The following is a 21,635-nucleotide window of genomic DNA, read 5'->3' as shown; positions in this document are numbered from 1 at the left end:
CTGAACAGCAAAACAGATTTAACTGGAAGTCAGTGCGTTGCAGCGATGACCCCGGTCCGGCTGAAAATCGATGAGGCGTTAAGACGAATGAATCGCGTAGCGACGATTTTCCCGCCGTGAGTCTCCCTTGCGCGTTCACGGTTATCTGCGCTTCAGAGAAATGACTCCGCTGAGGTGAACGGAACCCTGAGCAAGAATCACATGTCCTCAATAATTCTTCATCGACAAGTACTTCCACTCCGGTGGCCGATTAATGTGTTAATGCAATTTAGCGATATCAATGGCCTGAATCGCGCGCGCGATATCCGGTGAATTGTTTAATGCGCGAATTTCCTGAAACAGCGCGGTTGCTTCTGAGTATTCTTTACGCAAATACCCTAACCATTGTTTAATCCGCGCCACGTGATACAGCCCGGTATCACCCTGCTTTTCAAGACGGGTATATTTTTGCAATAGCATCACGACATCAGGCCACGGCATACGCGGCTCGTTGTACTTCACCACACGACTCAGGTTCGGAATATTTAATGCCCCACGGCCAATCATCACCGCCTCACATCCGCTGATAGCCATACAGTCTTGAGCGCTTTGCCAGTCCCAGATTTCGCCATTTGCGATAACCGGAATGGTAAGCCGCTGGCGGATCTCACCGATCGCCTGCCAGTTGATATGCTCGGCCTTATAGCCCTGTTCCTTGGTTCGGCCATGCACCGCCAGCTCGCTGGCGCCAGCCTGCTGAACGGCATCAGCAATTTCAAACTGCCTGTCGCTGTTGTCCCAGCCCAGACGCACTTTCACCGTCACGGGCAGATGCGCAGGCACCGCCTCGCGCATGGCTTTTGCGCCCCGGTAGATGAGTTCAGGATCTTTTAATAACGTTGCGCCACCGCCGCTGCCGTTGACCAGCTTCGACGGGCAGCCACAGTTCAGATCGACACCAAACGAGCCCAGTTCTACCGCGCGCGCCGCGTTCTCCGCCAGCCACTGCGGATACTGCCCCAGCAACTGTATGCGCACCCGCGTGCCGGATGGCGTCCGGCTATTGTTATGCAGTTCCGGGCAGAGCCGATGGAATACTTTTGCCGGCAGGAGCTGATCCACCACGCGCACAAACTCGGTGATGCACAGATCGTAATCATTCACTTCAGTCAGCAGCTCGCGCACCAGTGAGTCGAGCACGCCTTCCATCGGCGCCAGTAAAACACGCATATCGTCACCCGCAAAAAAAGAGGCGCTATGGTAGCGCCTCCGTTCGGGAGATTAAAGAGGCTCAGCGCGGCAACAGGCAGTTATCTTCTTTCCAGCCGTACAGCCATTCCATACCACGATAAAATTCCGCCTGAGATTTGCCTTTCCACAGCAGATTACGCACCTGGCGCTCGACGCCTGCGGCGTGGTACACACGTCCCATTTCGCGCGTCGACCAGACGATGCGCGCAGTACGCGGAATACGCACCGACTCATACAAGGCAAAGGCATCAGCCGCATCGCCGTCACACTGCTGTAACGCCTTACCAAGAGTGACGGCATCTTCAAGCGCCATACAGGCACCCTGCGCCATATATTGTGCCACCGGATGCGCAGCATCACCCACCAGCGTAATGCGGTCGGTCCCCCATTTCTCTACCGGTTCGCGGTCAGCGGTGGACCAACGACGCCATGAGGTCGGCTTATCCAGCATCTGACGCGGACGCGCATGAATACCGGCAAAATAGGAGAGCACTTCCTCTTTACTGCCATCCTTCACCCCCCACTCCTCCTGCTGACGACTGTGGAAGGTCACCACCAGGTTATACTGCTTGCCGCCGCGCAGTGGATAGTGCACCAGGTGGCAGTGCGGTCCGGCCCATAGCACCGGCGCGTTAATGCGCAAATCTTCCGGCATATCATCGCAATCAATCACCGCGCGATAGACCACGTGCCCGGTCACGCGTGGCGCATCGCCAATCAGAGACTGACGCACAACCGACTTCACACCGTCACAGCCCACCAAAATATCCGCTGTCCAGCTGTTACCGTGCTCATCAAAGACCGTCACATCATCTTCTGTCTGGCGAATATCAACCACGTTAGTTGAAGTGCGATACTCAACGTTGGGATGAACCAGTGCTGCTTCCCAGACAGAAGCATGAATATCAACCCGATGGATAACCGCATAAGGACCGCCAAAGTGATCGCGGAACGCCTGCCCGGTTTCAATGCGTACAACCTCTTTCGCGTTTACCGCATCCATCATGGTGATGTGATCGGTAAAAACGGCGCGCTTGCGAGCGACGTCACCCACGCCAAGGCTGTCCAGAGCAGAAAACGCGTTCGGCCCGAGCTGAATGCCCGCACCAATCTCACCAATCTCGTGCGCTTTCTCCAGCAACATCACTTTAATGCCTTGACGGGCCAGCGACAGCGCGGTCGCCGCGCCGCCAATCCCGCCACCCACGATAATTGCGCGTGTCACTTTAGCCATTGTCGTTCTCCTTATCAGGCTGGAATTTTGTCTTGTTGATTCTCGGGCGCGGCGGCGATAAACGCCGGAAGCTGGGTACAGGCATCATATACCGCCTTACAGCGCGGATACCCGCTCAGATCACAGCCCATACGTAACGCGTTCGCCCACTGTGGGATCAGACAGCAATCCGCCAGCGTCGGCGCATCCCCCACGCAGAACGTCCCCGACTGACTCTGGCGCAGCATCTGTTCAACCGCACTTAACCCTTGCTGGATCCAGTGCGCATACCAGCGTTTTTTATCCTCTTCACTGACCTTTAGCTCTTCGCTCAGGTAGCGCAGTACCCGCATGTTATTCACGGGATGGATATCACAAGCGATGGCATAAACAATTTCCAGCACCCGGCTGCGCGTCGGGAAGTCGGCTGGCAGCAGCGGCGACTGCGGAAAGTGACCATCCAGCCAGTCGGTTATTGCCAGCGACTGCCCGAGTGATTCTCCCTCATCAGTGACCAGCGTCGGTACAAGCCCTACCGGGTTCATCCGCCGGTAGGCCAGCTCGTTCTGCTGACCGATGCGAATGTTGACGCCCACCGTCTGGTAATCAAGCCCCTTCAGCGCCAGCGCAATGCGTACGCGATATGACGCGGAGCTGTTAAAGAAACTGTACAGCTTCATCATCCACCTCAGACAATCTTCACAGCGATGGGGGTTAAACCGTCTACATTGCCGGTGATCACATCTCCTTTCACCACTGCGCCCACGCCCTCTGGCGTGCCTGTGTAGATCAAATCACCCGGCTGTAGTTCGAAAAAGCCGGACAGATAGCTAATGGTTTCATTAACGGACCAGATGAGGTGGCGAATATCGCTACGCTGATGATCGTCGCCGTTGACCTGCAACCAGATAGGCGCGTTGTTAACATCCGCACTTTCGCTGGCTTTATGCAGTGGCGCGATGGGGGCTGAGAGATCAAATGCTTTGCCGATTTCCCACGGACGCCCCATCTGGCGCATCTCCATCTGCCTGTCGCGGCGGGTCATATCCAGACCAGTGGCATAGCCCCAGATATATTCGTGCGCTTTTTCCAGCGGTATATCGCTGCCCTTTTTACCGATCGCCACCACCAGCTCTATCTCATAGTGATAGTTATCGGTCTGCGACGGGTATGGCAGCTCGAGGGTTTGACCGGCCGCCACCGGAACCACCGCATCGGCAGGTTTACAGAAGAAGAACGGCGGTTCGCGATCCGGATCAAAACCCATTTCACGTGCATGAGCGGCATAGTTGCGGCCCACGCAGTAAACGCGATGCACGGGAAACTGTTCATTACTGCCAACGACCGGAACGGTAACAGGCGCTTGTGGTTCGAATACGTATTGCGTCATTTTCTCTCTCCCAAATTAATAACGTGCTTCACGGAACAACCCCAGCGCTTCCTGAACCGGTCTGTCCGAAAAACTAAATAAGACGGCATCTTCGTGGGCCTGGAATGACACGCCGTGCCAGGTTGGCACCACGAAGATATCTTTTGGCGAAAAATTGAAGATCTCGGTGCCGATGGTGACCTGCCCGCTTCCTTCCACCACGTGATAGATAGTGCTGTCGGTGGTACGCGCCATCCGCGAGGAAAAGCCCTTCGGCAACAGTTGTAAAAAGGTCCCCATTGAAGGCATGGGATAACCACCGGTTACCGGGTTGACGTAACGCATCTTGTAACCGTCCCACTCATCGGCGTCGCCCATGCGGGTCAGGTCATGCAGCGCTTCACGGCTGCGATCGTAGCGATAGTTGAAAATTGGCGATGAGTTACCCTTCTGATGACGCAGCGGCAGCATATTGGCCGCGTAGCGTGGTAAGTAATCCCCTTCCTTACGCGTGACCGGCTGCTGATCCTCCGGGTAATCTTCCGCAAAGCCGCAACCCAGCAGATTCACCAGTGGCAGATCCAGACCGTCCAGCCACACCACCGGTTCACTGCCTGGGTTGCCGTGGTCGTGCCAGCGCCACTGTGGCGTCAGAATAAAATCGCCTTCATGCATTTGGGTGCGCTCGCCATCCACCGCAGTAAATGCCCCTTTCCCTTCGACAATAAAGCGCAGCGCAGACTGATTATGCCGGTGACTCGGCGCAACCTCGCCCGGCATGATTAACTGCAATCCGGCGTACAGCGTTGGGGTGATTGAAGACTGTCCGCGCAGCATGGGGTTTTCCAGCACCAGTACGCGACGAATCGCCTCTTTCGCGCCAATCAGATCGCCGCTTTCCAGCAGCAGCGGGCGGATCTCCTGATAGTTCCAGTACGCAGGAGCACAATGTGCGTTCGGCGTTGGCGGTACCAGGCGGTGCAGCGACTCCCACAGCGGGGTCAGATTCTGCCCGGAAATATGCTGGTAAAACTGCTGACGGCTGTTCTTAACATCCTGATTAAGTTCTGACATAGAGATTCTCCTTATTTGTTCACGATGCCTACGCGTGACAACGCGTCAGGGACAGAGGCCGACTGGCGGATAACAACCGTCAGCAGCATAAGCATCACCGCGCTGATGGCCGCCGGAACGGCAATAATGAAAAACAGGTTATCGAATGAGAAATTCATCGCCATCATCACGCCGCCGGAGAGCGAGCCGACAATCGCGCCGCAGCGGCCAATCGCATTAGACCAGCTGACGCCCGTGGCCCGGCTCTGCGTCGGATAAAGCGTGGCGGTTAAAGCATTCAGGCCCACCTGCGAACCGCTGATGCCGATGCCGGTGCCAAAAATGGCCAGCGCCATCAGCCACAGGCCGTTCTCGCTCAGACCAATCATGACAATACACACCGCACCCAGCGCATAGCTCACTGCCAGCACGCGGAAAGGGTTGTATTTATCCATCAGCACTCCCAGCACCAGCGCACCGAGCGTACCGCCAATCTGAAAGGCGGCGGTCACCCATGAGGCATGCTGCAGGTCAATTCCGCGATGGTTAAGCAGCGTTGGCATCCAGCTGGAGAGCAGATAAATGATCAGCAGGCTCATAAAGAACACCACCCATAACATCAGGGTAATGGGCAACTGTTGCCCGACGAACAGCTGGCGAATGCTGCCTTTGGCAATCGCGGCGCCCTCGTTGAGATAAAATTGGGTATTGTCATAACGTTCCCGGGTGATGGCGCTGACGGTTCTGGCAATCACGTTTTGCGGCAACTGACGACGAACCTGCCAGCGCGGGGATTCCGGCAGCGCAAACAGCAGAGCCACAAACAGCATCAGCGGTAGCACGCCTCCCAGCACCAGGATGCCGTTCCAGCCAATAACCGGCACCAGCTGTGCGCTGACAATCCCGCCCATCGCCGAGCCCAGGGTAAAACCGCAGAACATCATGGTGACCAGTGCGCCACGCCGACGCGCTGGCAGGTATTCTGAGGTCATAGTGATAGTATTTGGCATCGCGCCGCCCAGGCCTAACCCGGTAAGGAAGCGCAAAATAACCAGCGTTTGTAGGTCGGGGGAAAAAGCCGAGATCAGGCTCAGTGCGCCGAACAGCGCCACGCAGAGTTCAATCACCCGTTTGCGGCCAAAACGATCCGATAGCGGACCGCAGAGCAGTGCGCCAGCGGTCAGACCCAGCAGGCCTGCGCCAAACAACGGCGCCAGATCTCCGGCCGTCAGTTGCCAGTGGGTGCGAATGTCGGGCGCGATAAAACCAATAGCTGCAGTATCAAAACCGTCGAGCATGACGACCAAAAAACAGCAAATGATAACGCGCCACTGGGTCTTACCGACGGGGGCGGAATCGATCAGTGCTTGTAAATCACGTTGTTGAGTCATAGTGAATGCCTCAGTGCAGGTAGAGTAGATGTCTGTTTTGTTTTAGGTATGTTGCGACTTTGTATGTTTGGAGATGAAATGTACAATGGCTTTTCATGCAGAGGCATAACCTGGAGGTTATAGCAAATGGCTAACTGGGCGCAGAAACTTAAGTTACACCACCTGCAAACGCTTATTGCGCTGGGCGAACAGGGGAATTTGACTCACGTCGCCCGAATGATGAATATCACCCAGCCAGCGTTGTCAAAATGGTTATCACAGCTCGAAGATGAGATGGGTATCACACTCTTTGAACGTCATAGCAAAGGCTTACGCCCTTCAGAAGGCGGCAAGCTGCTACTGCAGCATGCCCAACGCCTGATCAATGATATGGAACGTTCACAGTATGAAATCGCCCGTTTTAAGCAGGGCGGCCTGGTAGGGAGTCTGAAGATTGGCTGCTCGCCGGTGGCGACGGACTGCGTTTCACAGGCGATACTGGGTTTGCTCACAGAGCTGCCGACCTTGCATCTTAATATTGAAGAGAAGGTGATGACCCCGCTGCTGCACGATCTGCTCGCGGGTTCGGTGGATGTGGTGGTCGGACGCGTCGGTGGCCGGGCGCTTCAGTTGCCGCTCAATTACCAGGTGCTGTATACCGAGCCGGTCTGTTTCGTCGCGCGCCCCGACCATCCACTGGCAAAATATCCCCTGCTCACCTGGCATGATCTGGCTAACTGGCGCTGGATTGTCTGGCCGACGGGAACGCCCATCCGGATAAGCATTGACAACGCGCTGGTAGATAACGGCGTCATGCTACCGGAAAACATCATTGAGTCGGCGTCGATAAACGTCAGCACCAACCTGCTGCAAAGTAGCGACATGATCTCTATTCTTTCTCTACGCCTGGCGCAGCGTTATGCCGCCCAGGGACAGCTGGCTATCCTGAATCTGCCGAAGATTGAACAAAAAGGCAGCGTAGGCGTGTTCTGGCGCAATAATGAAACACCCACGACCGCCCTGAATCGTTTTCTGTATTACCTGGCACAGGTTTAACGTGAACAGTTAGGGCCATCGCCCGATGTTCCAGATATCTATTTCTTCTATGCTTAGAATTCATGATGTGATCGGTAGCACGTTTTGAAGTTTAATTGTATGATGAATCAGTCTCGTCAAGGGTTTCAACTATGAGCAAAGCACTGAACATTATCTGGCAATATTTGCGCGCATTCGTCCTGATTTATGCCTGCCTCTATGCAGGTATTTTTCTTGCATCGCTACTCCCCATCACCATTCCGGGCAGCATTATCGGCATGCTGATTCTGTTTGTCTTACTGGCTTTGCAGGTGCTACCGGCAAAATGGGTTAACCCCGGCTGCTATGTGCTGATTCGCTATATGGCCCTGCTGTTTGTCCCGATTGGCGTGGGGATCATGCAGTACTTTGATCTGCTCCGTGCACAATTTGGTCCGGTGGTGGTGTCCTGTACCATCAGTACGCTGGTCGTTTTCCTGGTGGTGAGCTGGAGTTCTCACATTGTGCACGGTGAGCGCAAAATCGTTGGGCAAAAAGGGTCTAAAGAATGATGTCGTATATCTGGTGGTCGTTACCCCTTACGCTGGCGGTATTTTTTGGCGCACGTAAGCTGGCTGCACGATTTAAAATGCCGCTATTGAACCCGCTACTGGTCGCCATGGTGGTGATCATTCCCATTCTGATGCTGACCGGAATTCCCTACGATCACTATTTCAAAGGCAGTGAGGTGCTGAACGATTTACTCCAACCTGCCGTGGTCGCGCTGGCCTATCCGTTATACGAACAGCTGCACCAGATTCGCGCTCGCTGGAAATCAATTATTGCCATCTGCTTTGCGGGGAGCGTTGTGGCGATGGTTACAGGTACAACAATCGCCTTGTTGATGGGCGCATCGCCGCAAATTGCTGCGTCAATCATGCCGAAATCGGTAACCACGCCTATCGCTATGGCAGTGGGAGGCAGCATTGGTGGTATTCCGGCCATCAGCGCCGTGTGCGTCATTTTTGTTGGTATCCTCGGGGCTGTGTTTGGTCATACTTTGCTCAATGCGATGCGTATTCGCACCAAAGCCGCACGTGGACTGGCTATGGGTACCGCTTCGCACGCCCTGGGTACCGCACGCTGTGCAGAGCTGGACTATCAGGAAGGCGCGTTTAGCTCTCTGGCGCTGGTTATTTGCGGCATTATCACCTCGTTGGTCGCCCCATTCCTGTTCCCGATTATTCTGGCCCTGGTCGGTTAACCTTCAGTTTTTGGCTAATTATTTGCGATGCGTTGCACATTTTTAATTTAAGTTTCATAAGTTGCATACACAATGAGATTTGGATCACATATAAAGCCGTAACAGGCCCGTAAACTACGATTCCATTACATTGTTATGAGGCATCGCCATGCATCCACGTTTTCAAACTGCTTTTGCCCAACTCGCGGATAACTTGCAATCAGCCCTGGCGCCTGTTCTGGCGGATGCGCATTTCCCCGCCATGCTGACTGCTGAGCAGGTCTCTTTGCTGCAACGCGAATCGGGACTGGACGAAGACGCGCTGGCATTCGCTCTATTGCCGCTGGCTGCGGCCTGCGCGCGTACTCCGCTGTCCAACTTCAACGTTGGGGCAATTTCTCGCGGCATCAGCGGCACCTGGTACTTCGGTGGGAACATGGAGTTCCTGGGGGCGACCATGCAGCAAACCGTTCATGCCGAGCAAAGCGCCATCAGCCATGCCTGGCTGCGCGGTGAAAAAGGGCTCGCCGCCATCACCGTCAACTACACGCCGTGCGGCCACTGTCGCCAGTTTATGAACGAACTGAACAGCGGACTGGATTTACGTATTCATCTGCCGGGACGTGCGCCACACGTGCTGCGCGATTACCTGCCAGACGCCTTCGGACCGAAAGATCTGGAGATTAAAACGCTGCTGATGGACGATCAGGATCACGGCTTCGCGCTGCAGGGCGATGCGTTGACCCAAGCGGCTATCACCGCCGCCAACAGATGTCATATGCCGTACAGCAACTCCCCAAGCGGCGTGGCGCTGGAATGTAAAGATGGTCGAATTTTTAGCGGTAGCTATGCGGAAAATGCCGCCTTCAACCCGACCCTGCCGCCGCTGCAAGGCGCGTTAAACCTGTTGAACCTTAACGGTTATGACTACCCGGATATCCAGCGTGCTGTGCTGGCTGAAAAAGCCGATGCGCCGTTGATTCAGTGGGATGCGACCTCCGCTACCCTGAAAGCGCTGGGCTGCAATAATATTGAGCGCGTGCTGCTCGGTTAATTGCCTGGCGCTACGCTTATCTGGCCTGCAATCGCTCGAGGTTGTCGGCCAGATTTGCTGTTGCTACCATCCAACAGGGCCGTTTTGCTGAAAATCCCCTCAATCAGATTGCTGTTTCTTGCGCTACGTCTTCCGGTACAGTAGCCTGATTGAAATTCCATCCAAATAACGAGTTTTCTGCATGTTAAAGCGCGTGTTTTACAGCCTGTTAGTCCTGGTAGGCTTGCTGCTTTTGACTGTGCTTGGGCTCGACAGGTGGATGAGCTGGAAGACGGCTCCCTACATCTACGACGAATTGCAGGATTTACCCTATCGCCAGGTCGGTGTGGTCCTGGGCACGGCGAAATACTATCGCACCGGCGTCATCAACCAGTATTACCGCTACCGCATTCAGGGCGCATTGAACGCCTATAACAGTGGAAAGGTAAACTATCTGCTGCTGAGCGGCGACAACGCGCAGCAAAGCTACAACGAACCCATGACGATGCGTAAAGATCTGATTGCCGCAGGTGTCGATCCCGCTGACATAGTGCTTGATTACGCCGGGTTCCGGACGCTCGATTCAATTGTACGAACCCGCAAGGTGTTCGATACCAACGATTTCATCATTATTACTCAGCGATTCCACTGTGAGCGCGCCTTGTTTATTGCGCTGCATATGGGCATCCAGGCCCAGTGCTATGCGGTGCCCTCACCAAAAGATATGCTCACCGTGCGGGTACGTGAATTTGGCGCCCGCTTTGGCGCACTGGCCGATCTCTATATTTTCAAACGTGAACCCCGCTTTTTAGGCCCGCTGGTGCCCATCCCTACCATGCATCAGGTACCGGACGATGCACAGGGATATCCGGCGGTCACGCCTGAACAACTACTCGAATTACAAAAGAAACAAGGAAAATAAGCATGGATGTACAAACCCTTTTCGTCGTGTTGGCCTTTCTGCTCATTCCCGTATTTTGTTTTCGCGAAGCATGGAAAGGCTGGCGCTCTGGGGCAGTAGATAAAATTAAAAAGAATGCGCGCGAACCGGTTTACGCTTATCGCAATCAAGAGCCCCTGCAATTTTGGTCTTATGTGCTGGTTTATGCCGGGTGCGGATGTTTATCCTTCGGGATGGTTATTTACTTAGTCTTTTATCGATAGAGAATTTTCCTTTATATTAGCATTTGAGAATAGCTAATATTTTGATAATAGTTACCATTTCAATGTAAGGGATTAATGCTGCCCGCCAGCATTTCCCTCAGACTATCTTCTATTTGTGAATCCTTTCACAGAATACTCTTCCTGCAGTGCTTAGCCTTAAGAATAGCCTTCACTTTTTATATTTTGTTATTAACGGTTTGCCTTAATTTACTCAAGCATTAAGGAAGAAAATATGCCACAACAAAATTATCTGGATGAGCTCACGCCTGCTTTTACCCCATTATTAGCAATAAAAGAGGCTTCTCGCTGTTTATTATGTCACGACGCCCCCTGTAGTCATGATTGCCCGGCGCAAACAGACCCAGGGAAATTTATTCGCTCTATTTATTTTCGTAATTTTAAAGGCGCTGCCGAAACTATCCGCGAAAATAATGCGCTCGGTGCGGTGTGCGCCCGGGTTTGCCCAACCGAAAAATTATGCCAGCGCGGATGTACGCGCTCAGGAATTGATAAACCTATCGATATTGCACGTCTGCAACGCTTTATTACCGATTTTGAACAGCAGACCGCAATGAAAATCTATCAGCCGGCAACAAAAACGCTCGGCAAGGTAGCTATCATCGGGGCGGGTCCGGCAGGGTTACAGGCCAGCGTAACGCTAAGTAATCTTGGTTATGATGTCACAATCTTCGAAAAACAGGCCCAGCCAGGTGGCTGGTTGCGTTATGGCATTCCTGAGTTTCGTCTGCCGCAAGCAGTTTTGGATCTTGAAATTGCCCGTATCGTTGAAATGGGCGTGACCATCAAGTGCAATTGTGAAGTCGGCAATGCCCTTTCCGTTGAGCAACTCAAAGCAGAATACCGCGCCGTACTGGTTACCGTAGGGATGTCTTACGGTTCAACGTTGCCTCTGTTTGAGAGGGCGAATCACGTCGAAATCGCCGTCGATTTTCTGCAACGAGCCCGGCAATCCAACGGCGATATTACCGTCGCACAAAGTGCATTAATCATCGGCGGTGGCGACGTGGCGATGGATGTCGCCAGTACGTTGAAGCTGCTTGGCTGCCCGTCAGTCACCTGTGTCGCGCGTGAAGAACTCGCCGACTTCCCGGCCAGCGACAAAGAATTCAGCAGCACACAGGCTTTAGGGGTGTCGATAATTGACGGCTTCACGCCCGTGGCGGTTAGCGGAAATCGAGTCACCTTTAAGCACGTACGCCTGCCAGGAGAACTCACGCTTGAAGCCGAACAGATTATTCTCGCCGTCGGCCAACATGCTCAGCTTGATAATTTCGCCATGTTAAAGCCACAGCGCAATCTTATCGATACGCACAATTATCAAACCGCCGATCCGGCTCTGTTTGCTGCGGGCGATATTGTTAAAGGCGATAAAACCGTTGTTTACGCCGTGAAAACGGGAAAAGAAGCCGCTCAGGCCATTCATCACTATTTAGAGGGAGCTTGCTCATGTTAACGAAAGATCTTTCTATTACTTTTTGCGGCGTCAAATTCCCCAACCCGTTCTGCCTCTCTTCCTCTCCGGTGGGCAACTGCTATGAAATGTGCGCCAAAGCCTATGATAGCGGCTGGGGTGGCATTGTTTTTAAAACGATCGGGTTCTTTATTGCTAATGAAGTCTCCCCACGCTTTGACCATCTCACCAAAGAAGATACCGGCTTTATTGGCTTCAAAAACATGGAACAAATTGCCGAGCATCCGCTGGAGGAGAATCTGGCCGCAATTCGTCGACTAAAACAGGACTACCCGGACAAAGTCCTAATTGCGTCGATTATGGGGGAAAATGAGCAGCAATGGCAGGAACTGGCCCGCCTGGTTGAAGACGCGGGTGCAGACATGATCGAGTGTAACTTCTCGTGCCCGCAAATGACCTCACATGCCATGGGTAGCGATGTCGGGCAAAGCCCTGAGCTGGTTGAAAAGTATTGTCGGGCCGTTAAACGCGGCTCGTCCCTGCCGATGCTGGCGAAAATGACACCGAACATTGGTGATATGTGTGAGGTGGCTCTGGCAGCAAAACACGGAGGTGCCGACGGTATCGCGACCATCAATACGGTTAAATCCATCACGAATATCGATCTGAACCGAAAAATCGGGATGCCGATCGTCAACGGTAAATCCAGTATTTCCGGCTACTCCGGCAAGGCCGTTAAACCTATTGCTTTGCGATTTATCCAACAACTGCGCATGCACCCTGAACTGCGCGATTTCCCGATTAGCGGCATCGGGGGAATTGAGACCTGGGAAGATGCCGCCGAGTTTTTACTGTTAGGCGCGGCCACGCTGCAGGTGACCACCGGGATCATGCAGTATGGCTACCGGATTGTGGAGGACATGACCAGCGGGCTGTCACATTACCTCGCCGATCAAGGGTTTGACTCACTGGAGGAGATGGTTGGTCTTGCCAATGCCAATATCATCCCCGCGGAGGATCTTGACCGTAGCTACATCGTCTACCCGAACATTCATCTTGATAAATGCGTTGGCTGTGGCCGCTGCTACATCTCCTGTTATGACGGCGGACATCAGGCGATGGAATGGAATGAGGAAACCCGCACACCGCATTGCAACACAGAAAAATGTGTGGGATGCCTGTTGTGTGGGCACGTTTGCCCGGTAGCCTGTATTGAGCTGGGTGAGGTGAAATTTAAATCCGGTGAGAAAGAGCATGCGTTAACGTTGTAACGCTGACAAAAAAGCCCGGTACAGATTACGCTGCACCGGGCTTTTTGCGGTATACGATTACTTTTTACGCGCGTACTTCAGTGAGTCCAGCGCGACCGCGAAGATGATAATGCCGCCCTTGATAATGTACTGCCAGTAAGGGTTCACGCCAATGTAGGTCAGACCGTAGTTGATGACGGTGAAGATAATCACACCGGTCACCACGCCAAACACGGTTCCGACCCCGCCGCTGAACGACACGCCGCCAACCACGCACGCCGCAATCGCATCCAGCTCATACATAAAGCCGAGGTTGTTAGTCGCCGAGCCGATACGCCCGGCTTCGAGCAAACCACCGAAGGCATAAAACACGCCAGACAACGCATAGATGATCAGCAGGTTCAGCGCAACGTTGACCCCGGACACTTTCGCGGCTTCAGGGTTTCCGCCGATGGCGAAAATGTTTTTACCGAAGCGGGTCTTGTTCCACAGCACCCAGACAAACGCCACCGCAATCAGCGCATAGAAGGTAATGTAGGAGAGGCGGAAACTACCCAGCGCAATAAAGCCCTGTGCGAAGGTGGAGAATCCGCTGTCAAAGCCAGAAATTGGTGATGCGCCGACAAAGTCGTAGTACAGGGAGTTGATCCCGTAAACGATGATCATCGTACCCAGGGTGGTAATAAACGGCGTCACATTCAGATAAGCAATGATAATACCGTTCACCAGACCGATAATGGCGCCAATAACGCAAACAATCAGCACGACTACGATGATTGGCATTGTAGCCATTTCCGGGAACACCTTGTTGGCGTTCTCCATCGACTGTAGCAAGGTTGCCGCCACGACTGCCGCCAGGCCAACCTGACGTCCCGCCGACAGGTCTGTCCCTTGGGTAACAATCAGCCCGGCCACACCCAATGCGATAATAATACGCACCGAGGATTGCGTCAGAATATTACTCAGGTTCAGTAAGCTTAAGAAAGTGGGATCCTGGAAAATAATAATCGCCAGCAAAACCAAAAGAACAACGTAAATTCCGCCTTCTTTCAGATAAGTAAGAAAACTTTTCTTATTTAACGCACTCATGAGGAGCCCCTAATCTTAAAGGTGCAAAGACGCAAGACGGAGGATTTCGTTTTGCGTTGTTGTTTTAGTGTCAACAATTCCGGCAACGAGACCATTGCTCATCACCAGAATACGATCGGTAATACCTAGCAGCTCCGGCATTTCAGAGGAAATAATAATAATCCCCTTATCCTTTTTCGCGAGTTCAGCAATCAGCTGATAAATTTCAAATTTCGCGCCGACATCGATACCACGCGTGGGTTCATCTAACATCAGGATTTCTGGCTGCGTTAATAACCAGCGACCAATAACCACCTTTTGCTGATTACCACCGGACAGTGAACCGATTTGTGTTCGATGGCCCGGCGTTTTCACCCTCATTGAGTCAATTACCCACTGGGTATCACTCTTCATGCGGGAATTATCCAGCAGACCAACTTTATTTTTATAGTTTTGGATATTGGAGATTAACGAGTTAAAACCAATATCCAGATACGCGTAAATACCGGTTGAGCGGCGCTCTTCCGTGACCAGTGCAAAACCATGGTTAATGGCCTCATTTGCGCTGTGGTTATTAATCTTTTTGCCGTGTAGCGTAATCGTACCCGATGATTTCTCACGAATACCAAAAAGCGTTTCAACGATATCAGTACGTTTTGCGCCGACCAGCCCGGCAATCCCGAGAATTTCCCCTTTGTGCAAATCAAACGAGATATCACGAATCGACGGCTGACGCAGCGAGGTCAGGTTACGTACTTGTAGAATGACTTCACCGGGTTTGTTTTCTTTATCCGGAAAACGTTGGTTCAGTGAACGGCCGACCATCATGGAGATGATCTTATCCATATCCAGCCCTTCCAGCGGCTGGGTCGCAATCCACTGGCCATCGCGCAGCACGGTAATTTCATCGCATAGCTGGAAGATTTCTTCCATCTTGTGAGAAATATAAACAATACCGCATCCACGCTCTTTCAGCTTACGGATAATGGTAAACAGATGATTAACTTCTTTCTCGGTTAACGATGACGTTGGCTCATCCATAATGACGATTTTTGCGTCATAGGAGAACGCTTTCGCAATTTCAATCATCTGCATTTGAGAAACGGATAATGTACCAACACGCGCACGCGGATCGATATCAATATCCAGCTCATCAAATATCGCTTTGGTATCGCGGTACATTTTGTCCTGATCGACAAACATGCCTTTGGTGGGATAGCGTCCCAGCCACATGTTATCCATCACAGAACGTTGTAATACCAGGTTTAATTCCTGGTGTACCATCGAAATACCATTTTCAAGCGCTTCTTTAGCAGAATGAAAATCGATTTCTTTACCCTGAAATAAAATACTACCGGAATCTTTTTGATAGATGCCGAAAAGACATTTCAATAATGTTGATTTCCCCGCGCCATTCTCCCCCATTAAGGCATGAATGGAATGTGGGCGGACTTTTAAATTGACATTATCAAGAGCCTTAACGCCGGGGAAGGACTTGTTGATGCCGGTCATTTCCAACAAGTATTCGCCTGACGACTGAGTATGTGTGCTGACCATAATTATACCTTGTTGGCCTTGCAGAGTGCGTTATTAAGGGCGCAATGACATTGCGCCCAAAGACGGAGTATTTACTTATTGGTAAACTCTGCCAGATTATCTTTATCGACACCTACATACGGAACGCGAACAATTTTGTTCTCAATTTTCCAGTTAGTGCCATCTGCCGCACCTTTGCCGTCAGCCAGGTTTTTCGCCAGATCGAAGGTGGCTTTCGCCTGGTTGTTGGCGTCGTTCAGCACGGTACCAGCCATTGCGCCAGATTTCACCAGAGCCAGCGCTTCAGGCAGCGCATCCACACCAAATACCGGTACGCTGGTTTTGTTGTGCGCTTTCAGCGCTTCAACTGCGCCCATTGCCATCGCATCGTTGTTTGCGATAACCACTTCGATTTTGTTGGCGTTCGGACCTGACATCCACGCATCCATTTTATCTTTTGCCTGAGCGGTATCCCACATTGCAGTATCTAACTGCAGTTGCTCAGTTTTAATGCCTTTATCGTTCAGCTCTTTAATCACGTAAGTGGTACGTGCTTCAGCGTCCGGGTGTCCCGGTTCGCCTTTCAGCAGAACAAACTGAATTTTGCCGTCTTTGTTCAGGTCCCAGTTCGGGTTCGCTGCCCAGTGTTTGGCGATCAAATCACCCTGAATAATACCGGACTCTTTAGAGTCGGTACCGACGTAAAACGCTTTGTCATAGCTGTCCAGCGCCTTACGAGAAGGTTCTTTGTTAAAGAACACGATCGGTACGTTCTGCCCGCGTGCCTTTTCAATGACCGTGCCTGCCGCTGCCGGGTCAACCAGGTTAATCGCCAGTGCCTTAACGCCTTTTGCCAGCAGCACGTCGATCTGGTCGTTTTGTTTGGACTGGTCGTTCTGCGAGTCATTCATCAGCAGCTGTACATCTGGCGCCGCTTTGGCATCTTTTTCAATAGCCTTACGTACTACAGACATAAAGTTATCGTCATACTTATAGATAGTCACACCAATGCGGGTATCAGCAGCGTGCGCAGCCGCGCCGAATAACATGCTTGCCATTACAGCAGACAGGGTCAACACCTTCTTATTCATGGTATCTCCGGTTTTATTATGCAGGGTAGTACTTGAGATAAATGCTCGGCAGGCAGAACGTTACTGAAGTGTTACTGAACGCCGAAGCTCACTTTTAAAAAATATTTCTTCCGTGTCTGGCAACGCTCCAAAAACAGGCTTTAATTTTTGTTTAAGGCACCTATACCTCGGTGAAAGTGATTATTCACCGTTACATAGTAGTTACAGCGCAACAAACAGTGTCATCATAGCTATCGCATTGTTAATATACTGTGAATTTACTCACATATTGAAAGCGGTTACATCGCGCAACGTTATGAGTTAGTGATCGGTGCCGCATTCTGCCGAAGCGCCACAGAATGGCGACGCACCAGCGTCGGCATAAAGCAATGCGTCGCCTCCGGGTCTAACGTGCCTGCAGCCCCCTGTAGCGCAAGCTCCGTCGCCATTTTTGCCATGGAGGCAATGGGATAGCGTACGGTGGTCAGTTGCGGATCGGTGTAACGCGCGATAGGAATATCATCAAAGCCAATGATAGAAAGGTGTAATGGAATAGCGATGCCGTTGTCTTTTAGCGCGGTCAGCGCGCCGGCAGCCATATTGTCGTTATAGGCGAAAACCGCCGTCAGTTGTAAGTTACGTCCCAGCAGTTCTACCATCGCAGACTCTCCGCCTTGCATATCGGGCGAACCGGTGCCGACCCAACTTTCTGCCGCAACAATCCCCTGCTCTTTCAGGGCTGTTAACCACCCTTCTTTGCGCATGGTGTCATCTTCAATGCGATGGCTTGACGCCAGATAACCGATGCGTTGATGACCATTATTCAGCAGCATTCGGGTCGCCATTTTGGCACCGCTGATGTTATCCAGACAGACGCAGCGGTGGGCGTACCCCGGCACCAGACGGTTGATCAGCACCATACCGGGGATCTGATCCATAAACTCGGCGAGTTCCCGATCGCTCAGTGCTTTCGAGTGTACAATCAGTGCGTTACAGCGCTGACGAATCAACACCTCAATGGCATGACGTTCTTTTTCAGCCTCATGATAGCTGTTGCCAATCAGGACATACTTCTGATGCTGCTGGGCAACCATATCCACGGCTTTTACCAGCGCGCCAAAAAAGGCGTCTGATACATCCATGACCACAACACCAATCGTGTCGCTCACCTGCGTCGCCAGCGCTTGCGCGTTGGCATTAGGTCGATAGCCCAGCAGAGTAACTGCCTTCATTACCGCTTCACGCGTATCGGGACTCACCAGCGCACTGTTGTTCAGTACGCGGGAAACGGTGGCTACAGAAACGCCAGACTGTCGTGCCACATCACGTATGGTGATCATATTCACTGCCCTGTTTTAGATTGCGGTTGCCCGCAGACACCCCAGGCTGGGTATTTTGTCAGCACAATGAAACGCACTGCGTGAGAGATGTCACAGGAATGAAAGCGCTTACATCCGTTTTGTTAATGAATGTGATCCAGATCGTTATCTGGATGTACGCGGCAATGATGTCCCCGCAGCACGCAGGGTTAATTGACGCCACAGCCATTCCACCGGACCCTGGCGGTAAAAACGTAGCCATATGACGGAGAAAAGTAGGTTAACGGCCCAAACCGGAATGACGAAATACAGCAGCTCCAGTCGGTCAAATTTCATAAATAAGCCGACCTGGTAAAACAGCGTGGTGCAGATTAAGGTTTGTAACAGATAGTTAGTTAATGCCATGCGCCCCACACAGGCGATGGCAATGACCCATTTTAAGCGGCTAAGCTGCGGCCAGAGGCCGAACATCAGCGCGGCGTAACCAATGGTTTGCAACGGCGCGCCCAGCTCTCGCGGGGCTTGTAGCAAGAAGGCACACCAGCGATATGCCCAGTCCAGATGCCACTGAGCGACGATAGCAGGCAGGTTAATCGCCATCCCGAGAATGACCAGCAATACACCGGTGCGTCGGTAATGCTGTAAGCTGTACTGCCCTTTTAACCAACCGCTGCGCATCAATGCCGCGCCGAGCAGCATCATCCCCGCCAGTTGCCAGCCGTACTGTGCGCCCAGCGCCAGCAAGCTATTGGACATCATATCCACGCGATTGCTGACGGCTTCCATTCCACCGTTTATTTTCCAGTATTTTTCATACAGCAACGCTGAGGCATCCGGCGTCCAGGCACGACTGGTCTCACTCCCGGAGATTACCCCCAGCAGCAGCAATACGCCAACGCCCACCAGATAAAGCAGTACGCCGGTGTTAAATAAGCTTTTCACCGACGGCGCATCACGGATCAACCGCCAACAAATCAGGCCGATTAAGCCATATGCCAGCAGGATATCGCCATCCCAGAAGAGTAAACCGTGAATAAAACCCAATAGAACCAGCAGCGTAAGCCGCGACTGGATCCAGCGTTTACCGCGCGGGAGCAGCATTTGCAGACCGGCACCGAACAGCAGCGCAAACAGCGTGAGGAATTTTACCTGCGCAAAGAGATCGAGCAGCGCCCAGGTCCAGGCGTCGGATAAGGTGATGTTGCCATACCACGCGGGATTGAGGTATGCCGCCTTTGGCAAGCCAAAGGCGCTAATATTGAGAAGCAGGATACCAAGAATGGCGACGCCACGAATAAAATCCAGCGTGACATTACGCTCCATGGTCCCTGCCCTAATCAGTTGTGATGACGTACTGCGCGCAGGAATTCCTGACGCGTGTTCTGGCTGGACTTAAACAATCCGCCAAGAGAAGTGGTCGTGGTCGCACTGGTCGCATCGCGAATGCCACGCGCTTTCACACAGTAATGTACCGCATCAATCGACACCGCCACATTATTCGTCCCGAGCAGCGTTTGCAGCGCGGTGAGAATTTGCTGGGTGAGACGTTCCTGTACCTGCGGACGCTGTGCGAAAAACTGCACAATGCGGTTAATCTTCGACAGACCAATGACCGAATCTTTTGGGATATACGCCACCGTCGCTTTGCCATCGATAGTAACAAAGTGGTGTTCGCAGGTGCTGGTCAGCGTGATATCGCGAACCGTGACCATCTCGTCCACCTTCATTTTGTTTTCAATGACGGTAATTTTCGGGAAGTTGGCGTAGTCGAGGCCGGAGAAAATCTCATCGACATACATTTTCGCAATGCGATGCGGAGTTTCCATCAAACTGTCATCGCTCAAATCGAGATTGAGCAACTGCATAATCTCGGTCATATGGCCCGAGATAAGACGTTTGCGCGTTTCGTTATCCATCTCTTGCACGGGCGGGCGTAGTGGCGTTTCAAGACCACGCGCGACCAGCGCTTCATGAACCAGGGCCGCTTCTTTACTGAGTGATGACATTTCTTCTTCTCCTGCAGGTGGGGCGCCTCTGCCCTGCATGGGGCAAAGTTTTTAGGCTGTATCACAGCCAGAACATTGTGCGTGAGGCGGCGCACATAATCCAGTATTCACCGCGATAATTATTGAAATTGGCACAGCCTTTCAGCGTAGCGATTTCACTTGTCGTTCTACCCGGTGACGTCGAGTGTTAACGTAAAGTTATATAGATGATGAAGTATGTTTGCTCAATGCGGAAGTGAAAGTTGCTCACAGTGCCATGAATAATCTGTATTATGGTGAGTTCGCAAACATATTCAGGTTCAACACAACAAGGAGCCCCGCATGGAAATGCTTGAAGAGCACCGCTGTTTTGAAGGCTGGCAGCAACGCTGGCGTCACGACTCCGCCACGTTAAATTGCACCATGACCTTCAGTATTTTTCTTCCTCCCCCGCGCGATAACACCCCGCCTCCGGTGCTGTACTGGCTGTCGGGTCTGACATGCAATGATGAAAACTTCACGACTAAAGCCGGCGCACAACGCATCGCGGCTGAGCTGGGCATTGTACTGGTGATGCCGGACACCAGTCCGCGCGGCGAGCAGGTTGCCAATGATGATGGCTACGATTTAGGCCAGGGGGCGGCATTTTACCTCAATGCTACCCAACAGCCATGGGCAACGCATTTTCGCATGTATGACTATCTGCGTGATGAGCTGCCGGCACTGATTCAATCGCAGTTTAACGTCAGCGATCGCTGCGCCATCAGTGGACACTCCATGGGCGGTCACGGCGCATTGATTATGGCGCTGAAAAATCCCGGGAAATACACCAGCATTTCCGCCTTTGCACCGATCGTAAATCCTTGCCGCGTTCCGTGGGGGGAGAAGGCTTTTAGCGCGTATCTGGGTGAAGATAAATCACAGTGGGCCGCGTGGGACAGCTGCGAGTTAATGTTGGCCAGCAAGCCCGCAGACGCGATTCCGACGCTTATTGATCAGGGAGACAGCGATCAGTTTCTCGCCGATCAGCTGCAACCCGCGGTGCTGGCCGAAACGGCCCGTCAAACCGCATGGCCAATGACGCTACGCATCCAGCCAGGTTACGACCATAGCTATTACTTTATTGCGTCGTTTATTGAGGATCACCTGCGCTTCCACGCCCAGTATTTGTTGAAGTAACGCCTGAGTGAGGGCGCCAGCCCTCTTCATTTCTCCATCATTCCTTCACTTTTTCTCCTTTTTTCTTTCTCCACTATCCTATTGATTTAAAAAGCATTACCCTCAAA

The 21,635-nt window shown here is 52.4% G+C and carries 21 protein-coding genes; 9 read left to right on the top strand and 12 right to left on the bottom strand.

Going from position 1 to position 21,635, the window contains the following annotated elements:
* Positions 1–258: 258 nt before the first annotated feature.
* The 6 genes from dusC to mhbT all read right to left on the bottom strand — a co-directional run bounded on the left by dusC (position 259) and on the right by mhbT (position 6,256).
* Positions 259–1,209 carry a tRNA dihydrouridine(16) synthase DusC gene (dusC, locus tag OGV75_RS21230; RefSeq protein WP_286481150.1) on the bottom strand — a complete coding sequence of 317 codons (951 nt, stop codon included), beginning with the start codon at positions 1,207–1,209 and terminating at the stop codon, positions 259–261.
* A gap of 61 nt (positions 1,210–1,270) precedes the next feature.
* Positions 1,271–2,464 carry a 3-hydroxybenzoate 6-monooxygenase gene (locus tag OGV75_RS21225; protein WP_047359167.1) on the bottom strand — a complete coding sequence of 398 codons (1,194 nt, stop codon included), beginning with the start codon at positions 2,462–2,464 and terminating at the stop codon, positions 1,271–1,273.
* A gap of 14 nt (positions 2,465–2,478) precedes the next feature.
* Entirely contained in the window at positions 2,479–3,123 is a 645-nt protein-coding gene (gene maiA / locus OGV75_RS21220) for a maleylacetoacetate isomerase (protein ID WP_131405214.1), read from the bottom strand.
* Positions 3,124–3,131: 8 nt separating this feature from the next.
* Positions 3,132–3,833, bottom strand: a complete 702-nt coding sequence (locus OGV75_RS21215; protein ID WP_049041063.1) for a fumarylacetoacetate hydrolase family protein — start codon at positions 3,831–3,833, stop codon at positions 3,132–3,134.
* A gap of 15 nt (positions 3,834–3,848) precedes the next feature.
* Complete coding sequence (gtdA, locus tag OGV75_RS21210; RefSeq protein WP_019077221.1) at positions 3,849–4,886, bottom strand: gentisate 1,2-dioxygenase; 1,038 nt, start codon at positions 4,884–4,886, stop codon at positions 3,849–3,851.
* An 11-nt stretch (positions 4,887–4,897) separates the two neighbouring features.
* Positions 4,898–6,256, bottom strand: a complete 1,359-nt coding sequence (mhbT, locus tag OGV75_RS21205) for a 3-hydroxybenzoate transporter MhbT (RefSeq protein WP_286481148.1) — start codon at positions 6,254–6,256, stop codon at positions 4,898–4,900.
* A 126-nt stretch (positions 6,257–6,382) separates the two neighbouring features.
* Between mhbT and OGV75_RS21200 the strand changes: the two genes are divergently transcribed.
* The 8 genes from OGV75_RS21200 to preA all read left to right on the top strand — a co-directional run bounded on the left by OGV75_RS21200 (position 6,383) and on the right by preA (position 13,392).
* Positions 6,383–7,291: a LysR substrate-binding domain-containing protein gene (locus OGV75_RS21200; protein WP_016153710.1), complete on the top strand. Its 909-nt coding sequence runs from the start codon at positions 6,383–6,385 to the stop codon at positions 7,289–7,291.
* 131 nt (positions 7,292–7,422) lie between these two features.
* Entirely contained in the window at positions 7,423–7,821 is a 399-nt protein-coding gene (locus tag OGV75_RS21195) for a CidA/LrgA family protein (protein ID WP_016153711.1), read from the top strand.
* Positions 7,818–8,513, top strand: coding sequence for a CidB/LrgB family autolysis modulator (locus OGV75_RS21190; RefSeq protein WP_016153712.1), 696 nt, complete (start codon positions 7,818–7,820; stop codon positions 8,511–8,513). Before OGV75_RS21195 ends, OGV75_RS21190 begins: the two co-directional genes overlap by 4 nt.
* Before the next feature lie 148 nt (positions 8,514–8,661).
* Entirely contained in the window at positions 8,662–9,546 is an 885-nt protein-coding gene (cdd, locus tag OGV75_RS21185; protein ID WP_047359170.1) for a cytidine deaminase, read from the top strand.
* Between the two features lie 181 nt (positions 9,547–9,727).
* Complete coding sequence (sanA, locus tag OGV75_RS21180) at positions 9,728–10,447, top strand: outer membrane permeability protein SanA (protein ID WP_016153714.1); 720 nt, start codon at positions 9,728–9,730, stop codon at positions 10,445–10,447.
* A 2-nt stretch (positions 10,448–10,449) separates the two neighbouring features.
* The gene (locus OGV75_RS21175) at positions 10,450–10,689 is read left to right on the top strand and encodes a DUF2542 family protein (RefSeq protein ID WP_016153715.1); all 240 of its coding nucleotides are present in this window, start codon (positions 10,450–10,452) and stop codon (positions 10,687–10,689) included.
* Positions 10,690–10,921: 232 nt separating this feature from the next.
* Complete coding sequence (locus tag OGV75_RS21170) at positions 10,922–12,163, top strand: NAD(P)-dependent oxidoreductase (protein WP_047359171.1); 1,242 nt, start codon at positions 10,922–10,924, stop codon at positions 12,161–12,163.
* On the top strand, positions 12,157–13,392 hold the full coding sequence (gene preA, locus OGV75_RS21165) for an NAD-dependent dihydropyrimidine dehydrogenase subunit PreA (protein WP_019077224.1): 1,236 nt from the start codon (positions 12,157–12,159) through the stop codon (positions 13,390–13,392). Before OGV75_RS21170 ends, preA begins: the two co-directional genes overlap by 7 nt.
* Positions 13,393–13,449: 57 nt before the next feature.
* Here the strand turns inward: preA and mglC are convergent, their stop codons facing one another.
* The 6 genes from mglC to folE form a co-directional block, all read right to left on the bottom strand.
* A complete protein-coding gene (mglC, locus tag OGV75_RS21160; protein ID WP_003027393.1) occupies positions 13,450–14,460 on the bottom strand; it encodes a galactose/methyl galactoside ABC transporter permease MglC in 1,011 nt (336 codons plus the stop codon).
* 15 nt (positions 14,461–14,475) lie between these two features.
* Positions 14,476–15,996 carry a galactose/methyl galactoside ABC transporter ATP-binding protein MglA gene (gene mglA, locus OGV75_RS21155; RefSeq protein ID WP_016153718.1) on the bottom strand — a complete coding sequence of 507 codons (1,521 nt, stop codon included), beginning with the start codon at positions 15,994–15,996 and terminating at the stop codon, positions 14,476–14,478.
* A gap of 71 nt (positions 15,997–16,067) precedes the next feature.
* Positions 16,068–17,066, bottom strand: coding sequence for a galactose/glucose ABC transporter substrate-binding protein MglB (mglB, locus tag OGV75_RS21150; RefSeq protein ID WP_016153719.1), 999 nt, complete (start codon positions 17,064–17,066; stop codon positions 16,068–16,070).
* Between the two features lie 293 nt (positions 17,067–17,359).
* Positions 17,360–18,385 carry an HTH-type transcriptional regulator GalS gene (galS, locus tag OGV75_RS21145; protein WP_016153720.1) on the bottom strand — a complete coding sequence of 342 codons (1,026 nt, stop codon included), beginning with the start codon at positions 18,383–18,385 and terminating at the stop codon, positions 17,360–17,362.
* A 144-nt stretch (positions 18,386–18,529) separates the two neighbouring features.
* Positions 18,530–19,687, bottom strand: coding sequence for a DUF418 domain-containing protein YeiB (gene yeiB, locus OGV75_RS21140; RefSeq protein WP_220222158.1), 1,158 nt, complete (start codon positions 19,685–19,687; stop codon positions 18,530–18,532).
* Positions 19,688–19,701: 14 nt separating this feature from the next.
* Positions 19,702–20,370 (bottom strand): GTP cyclohydrolase I FolE, encoded by a 669-nt coding sequence (folE, locus tag OGV75_RS21135; RefSeq protein WP_003027410.1) that lies wholly within the window; start codon positions 20,368–20,370, stop codon positions 19,702–19,704.
* A 321-nt stretch (positions 20,371–20,691) separates the two neighbouring features.
* Between folE and fghA the strand changes: the two genes are divergently transcribed.
* Positions 20,692–21,528, top strand: coding sequence for an S-formylglutathione hydrolase (gene fghA / locus OGV75_RS21130; protein ID WP_049042014.1), 837 nt, complete (start codon positions 20,692–20,694; stop codon positions 21,526–21,528).
* Positions 21,529–21,635: the final 107 nt, after the last annotated feature.

The organism is Citrobacter sp. Cb028 (assembly GCF_030336705.1).
Lineage (GTDB): Bacteria > Pseudomonadota > Gammaproteobacteria > Enterobacterales > Enterobacteriaceae > Citrobacter > Citrobacter braakii.
Note: the sequence above shows the minus strand (reverse complement) of the source record. Positions and strands in the feature narration are given on the sequence as shown.

Excerpts from the sequence above, each read along its gene's own strand:
- sanA (WP_016153714.1), top strand. The coding sequence starts at position 9,728 with ATGTTAAAGCGCGTGTTTTACAGCCTGTTAGTCCTGGTAGGCTTGCTG.
- galS (WP_016153720.1), bottom strand. The coding sequence starts at position 18,385 with ATGATCACCATACGTGATGTGGCACGACAGTCTGGCGTTTCTGTAGCC.
- cdd (WP_047359170.1), top strand. The coding sequence starts at position 8,662 with ATGCATCCACGTTTTCAAACTGCTTTTGCCCAACTCGCGGATAACTTG.
- folE (WP_003027410.1), bottom strand. The coding sequence starts at position 20,370 with ATGTCATCACTCAGTAAAGAAGCGGCCCTGGTTCATGAAGCGCTGGTC.
- mhbT (WP_286481148.1), bottom strand. The coding sequence starts at position 6,256 with ATGACTCAACAACGTGATTTACAAGCACTGATCGATTCCGCCCCCGTC.
- dusC (WP_286481150.1), bottom strand. The coding sequence starts at position 1,209 with ATGCGTGTTTTACTGGCGCCGATGGAAGGCGTGCTCGACTCACTGGTG.
- fghA (WP_049042014.1), top strand. The coding sequence starts at position 20,692 with ATGGAAATGCTTGAAGAGCACCGCTGTTTTGAAGGCTGGCAGCAACGC.
- OGV75_RS21175 (WP_016153715.1), top strand. The coding sequence starts at position 10,450 with ATGGATGTACAAACCCTTTTCGTCGTGTTGGCCTTTCTGCTCATTCCC.
- OGV75_RS21170 (WP_047359171.1), top strand. The coding sequence starts at position 10,922 with ATGCCACAACAAAATTATCTGGATGAGCTCACGCCTGCTTTTACCCCA.
- OGV75_RS21195 (WP_016153711.1), top strand. The coding sequence starts at position 7,423 with ATGAGCAAAGCACTGAACATTATCTGGCAATATTTGCGCGCATTCGTC.
- mglB (WP_016153719.1), bottom strand. The coding sequence starts at position 17,066 with ATGAATAAGAAGGTGTTGACCCTGTCTGCTGTAATGGCAAGCATGTTA.
- OGV75_RS21225 (WP_047359167.1), bottom strand. The coding sequence starts at position 2,464 with ATGGCTAAAGTGACACGCGCAATTATCGTGGGTGGCGGGATTGGCGGC.
- OGV75_RS21200 (WP_016153710.1), top strand. The coding sequence starts at position 6,383 with ATGGCTAACTGGGCGCAGAAACTTAAGTTACACCACCTGCAAACGCTT.
- mglC (WP_003027393.1), bottom strand. The coding sequence starts at position 14,460 with ATGAGTGCGTTAAATAAGAAAAGTTTTCTTACTTATCTGAAAGAAGGC.
- OGV75_RS21215 (WP_049041063.1), bottom strand. The coding sequence starts at position 3,833 with ATGACGCAATACGTATTCGAACCACAAGCGCCTGTTACCGTTCCGGTC.
- OGV75_RS21190 (WP_016153712.1), top strand. The coding sequence starts at position 7,818 with ATGATGTCGTATATCTGGTGGTCGTTACCCCTTACGCTGGCGGTATTT.
- yeiB (WP_220222158.1), bottom strand. The coding sequence starts at position 19,687 with ATGGAGCGTAATGTCACGCTGGATTTTATTCGTGGCGTCGCCATTCTT.
- gtdA (WP_019077221.1), bottom strand. The coding sequence starts at position 4,886 with ATGTCAGAACTTAATCAGGATGTTAAGAACAGCCGTCAGCAGTTTTAC.
- preA (WP_019077224.1), top strand. The coding sequence starts at position 12,157 with ATGTTAACGAAAGATCTTTCTATTACTTTTTGCGGCGTCAAATTCCCC.
- mglA (WP_016153718.1), bottom strand. The coding sequence starts at position 15,996 with ATGGTCAGCACACATACTCAGTCGTCAGGCGAATACTTGTTGGAAATG.
- maiA (WP_131405214.1), bottom strand. The coding sequence starts at position 3,123 with ATGAAGCTGTACAGTTTCTTTAACAGCTCCGCGTCATATCGCGTACGC.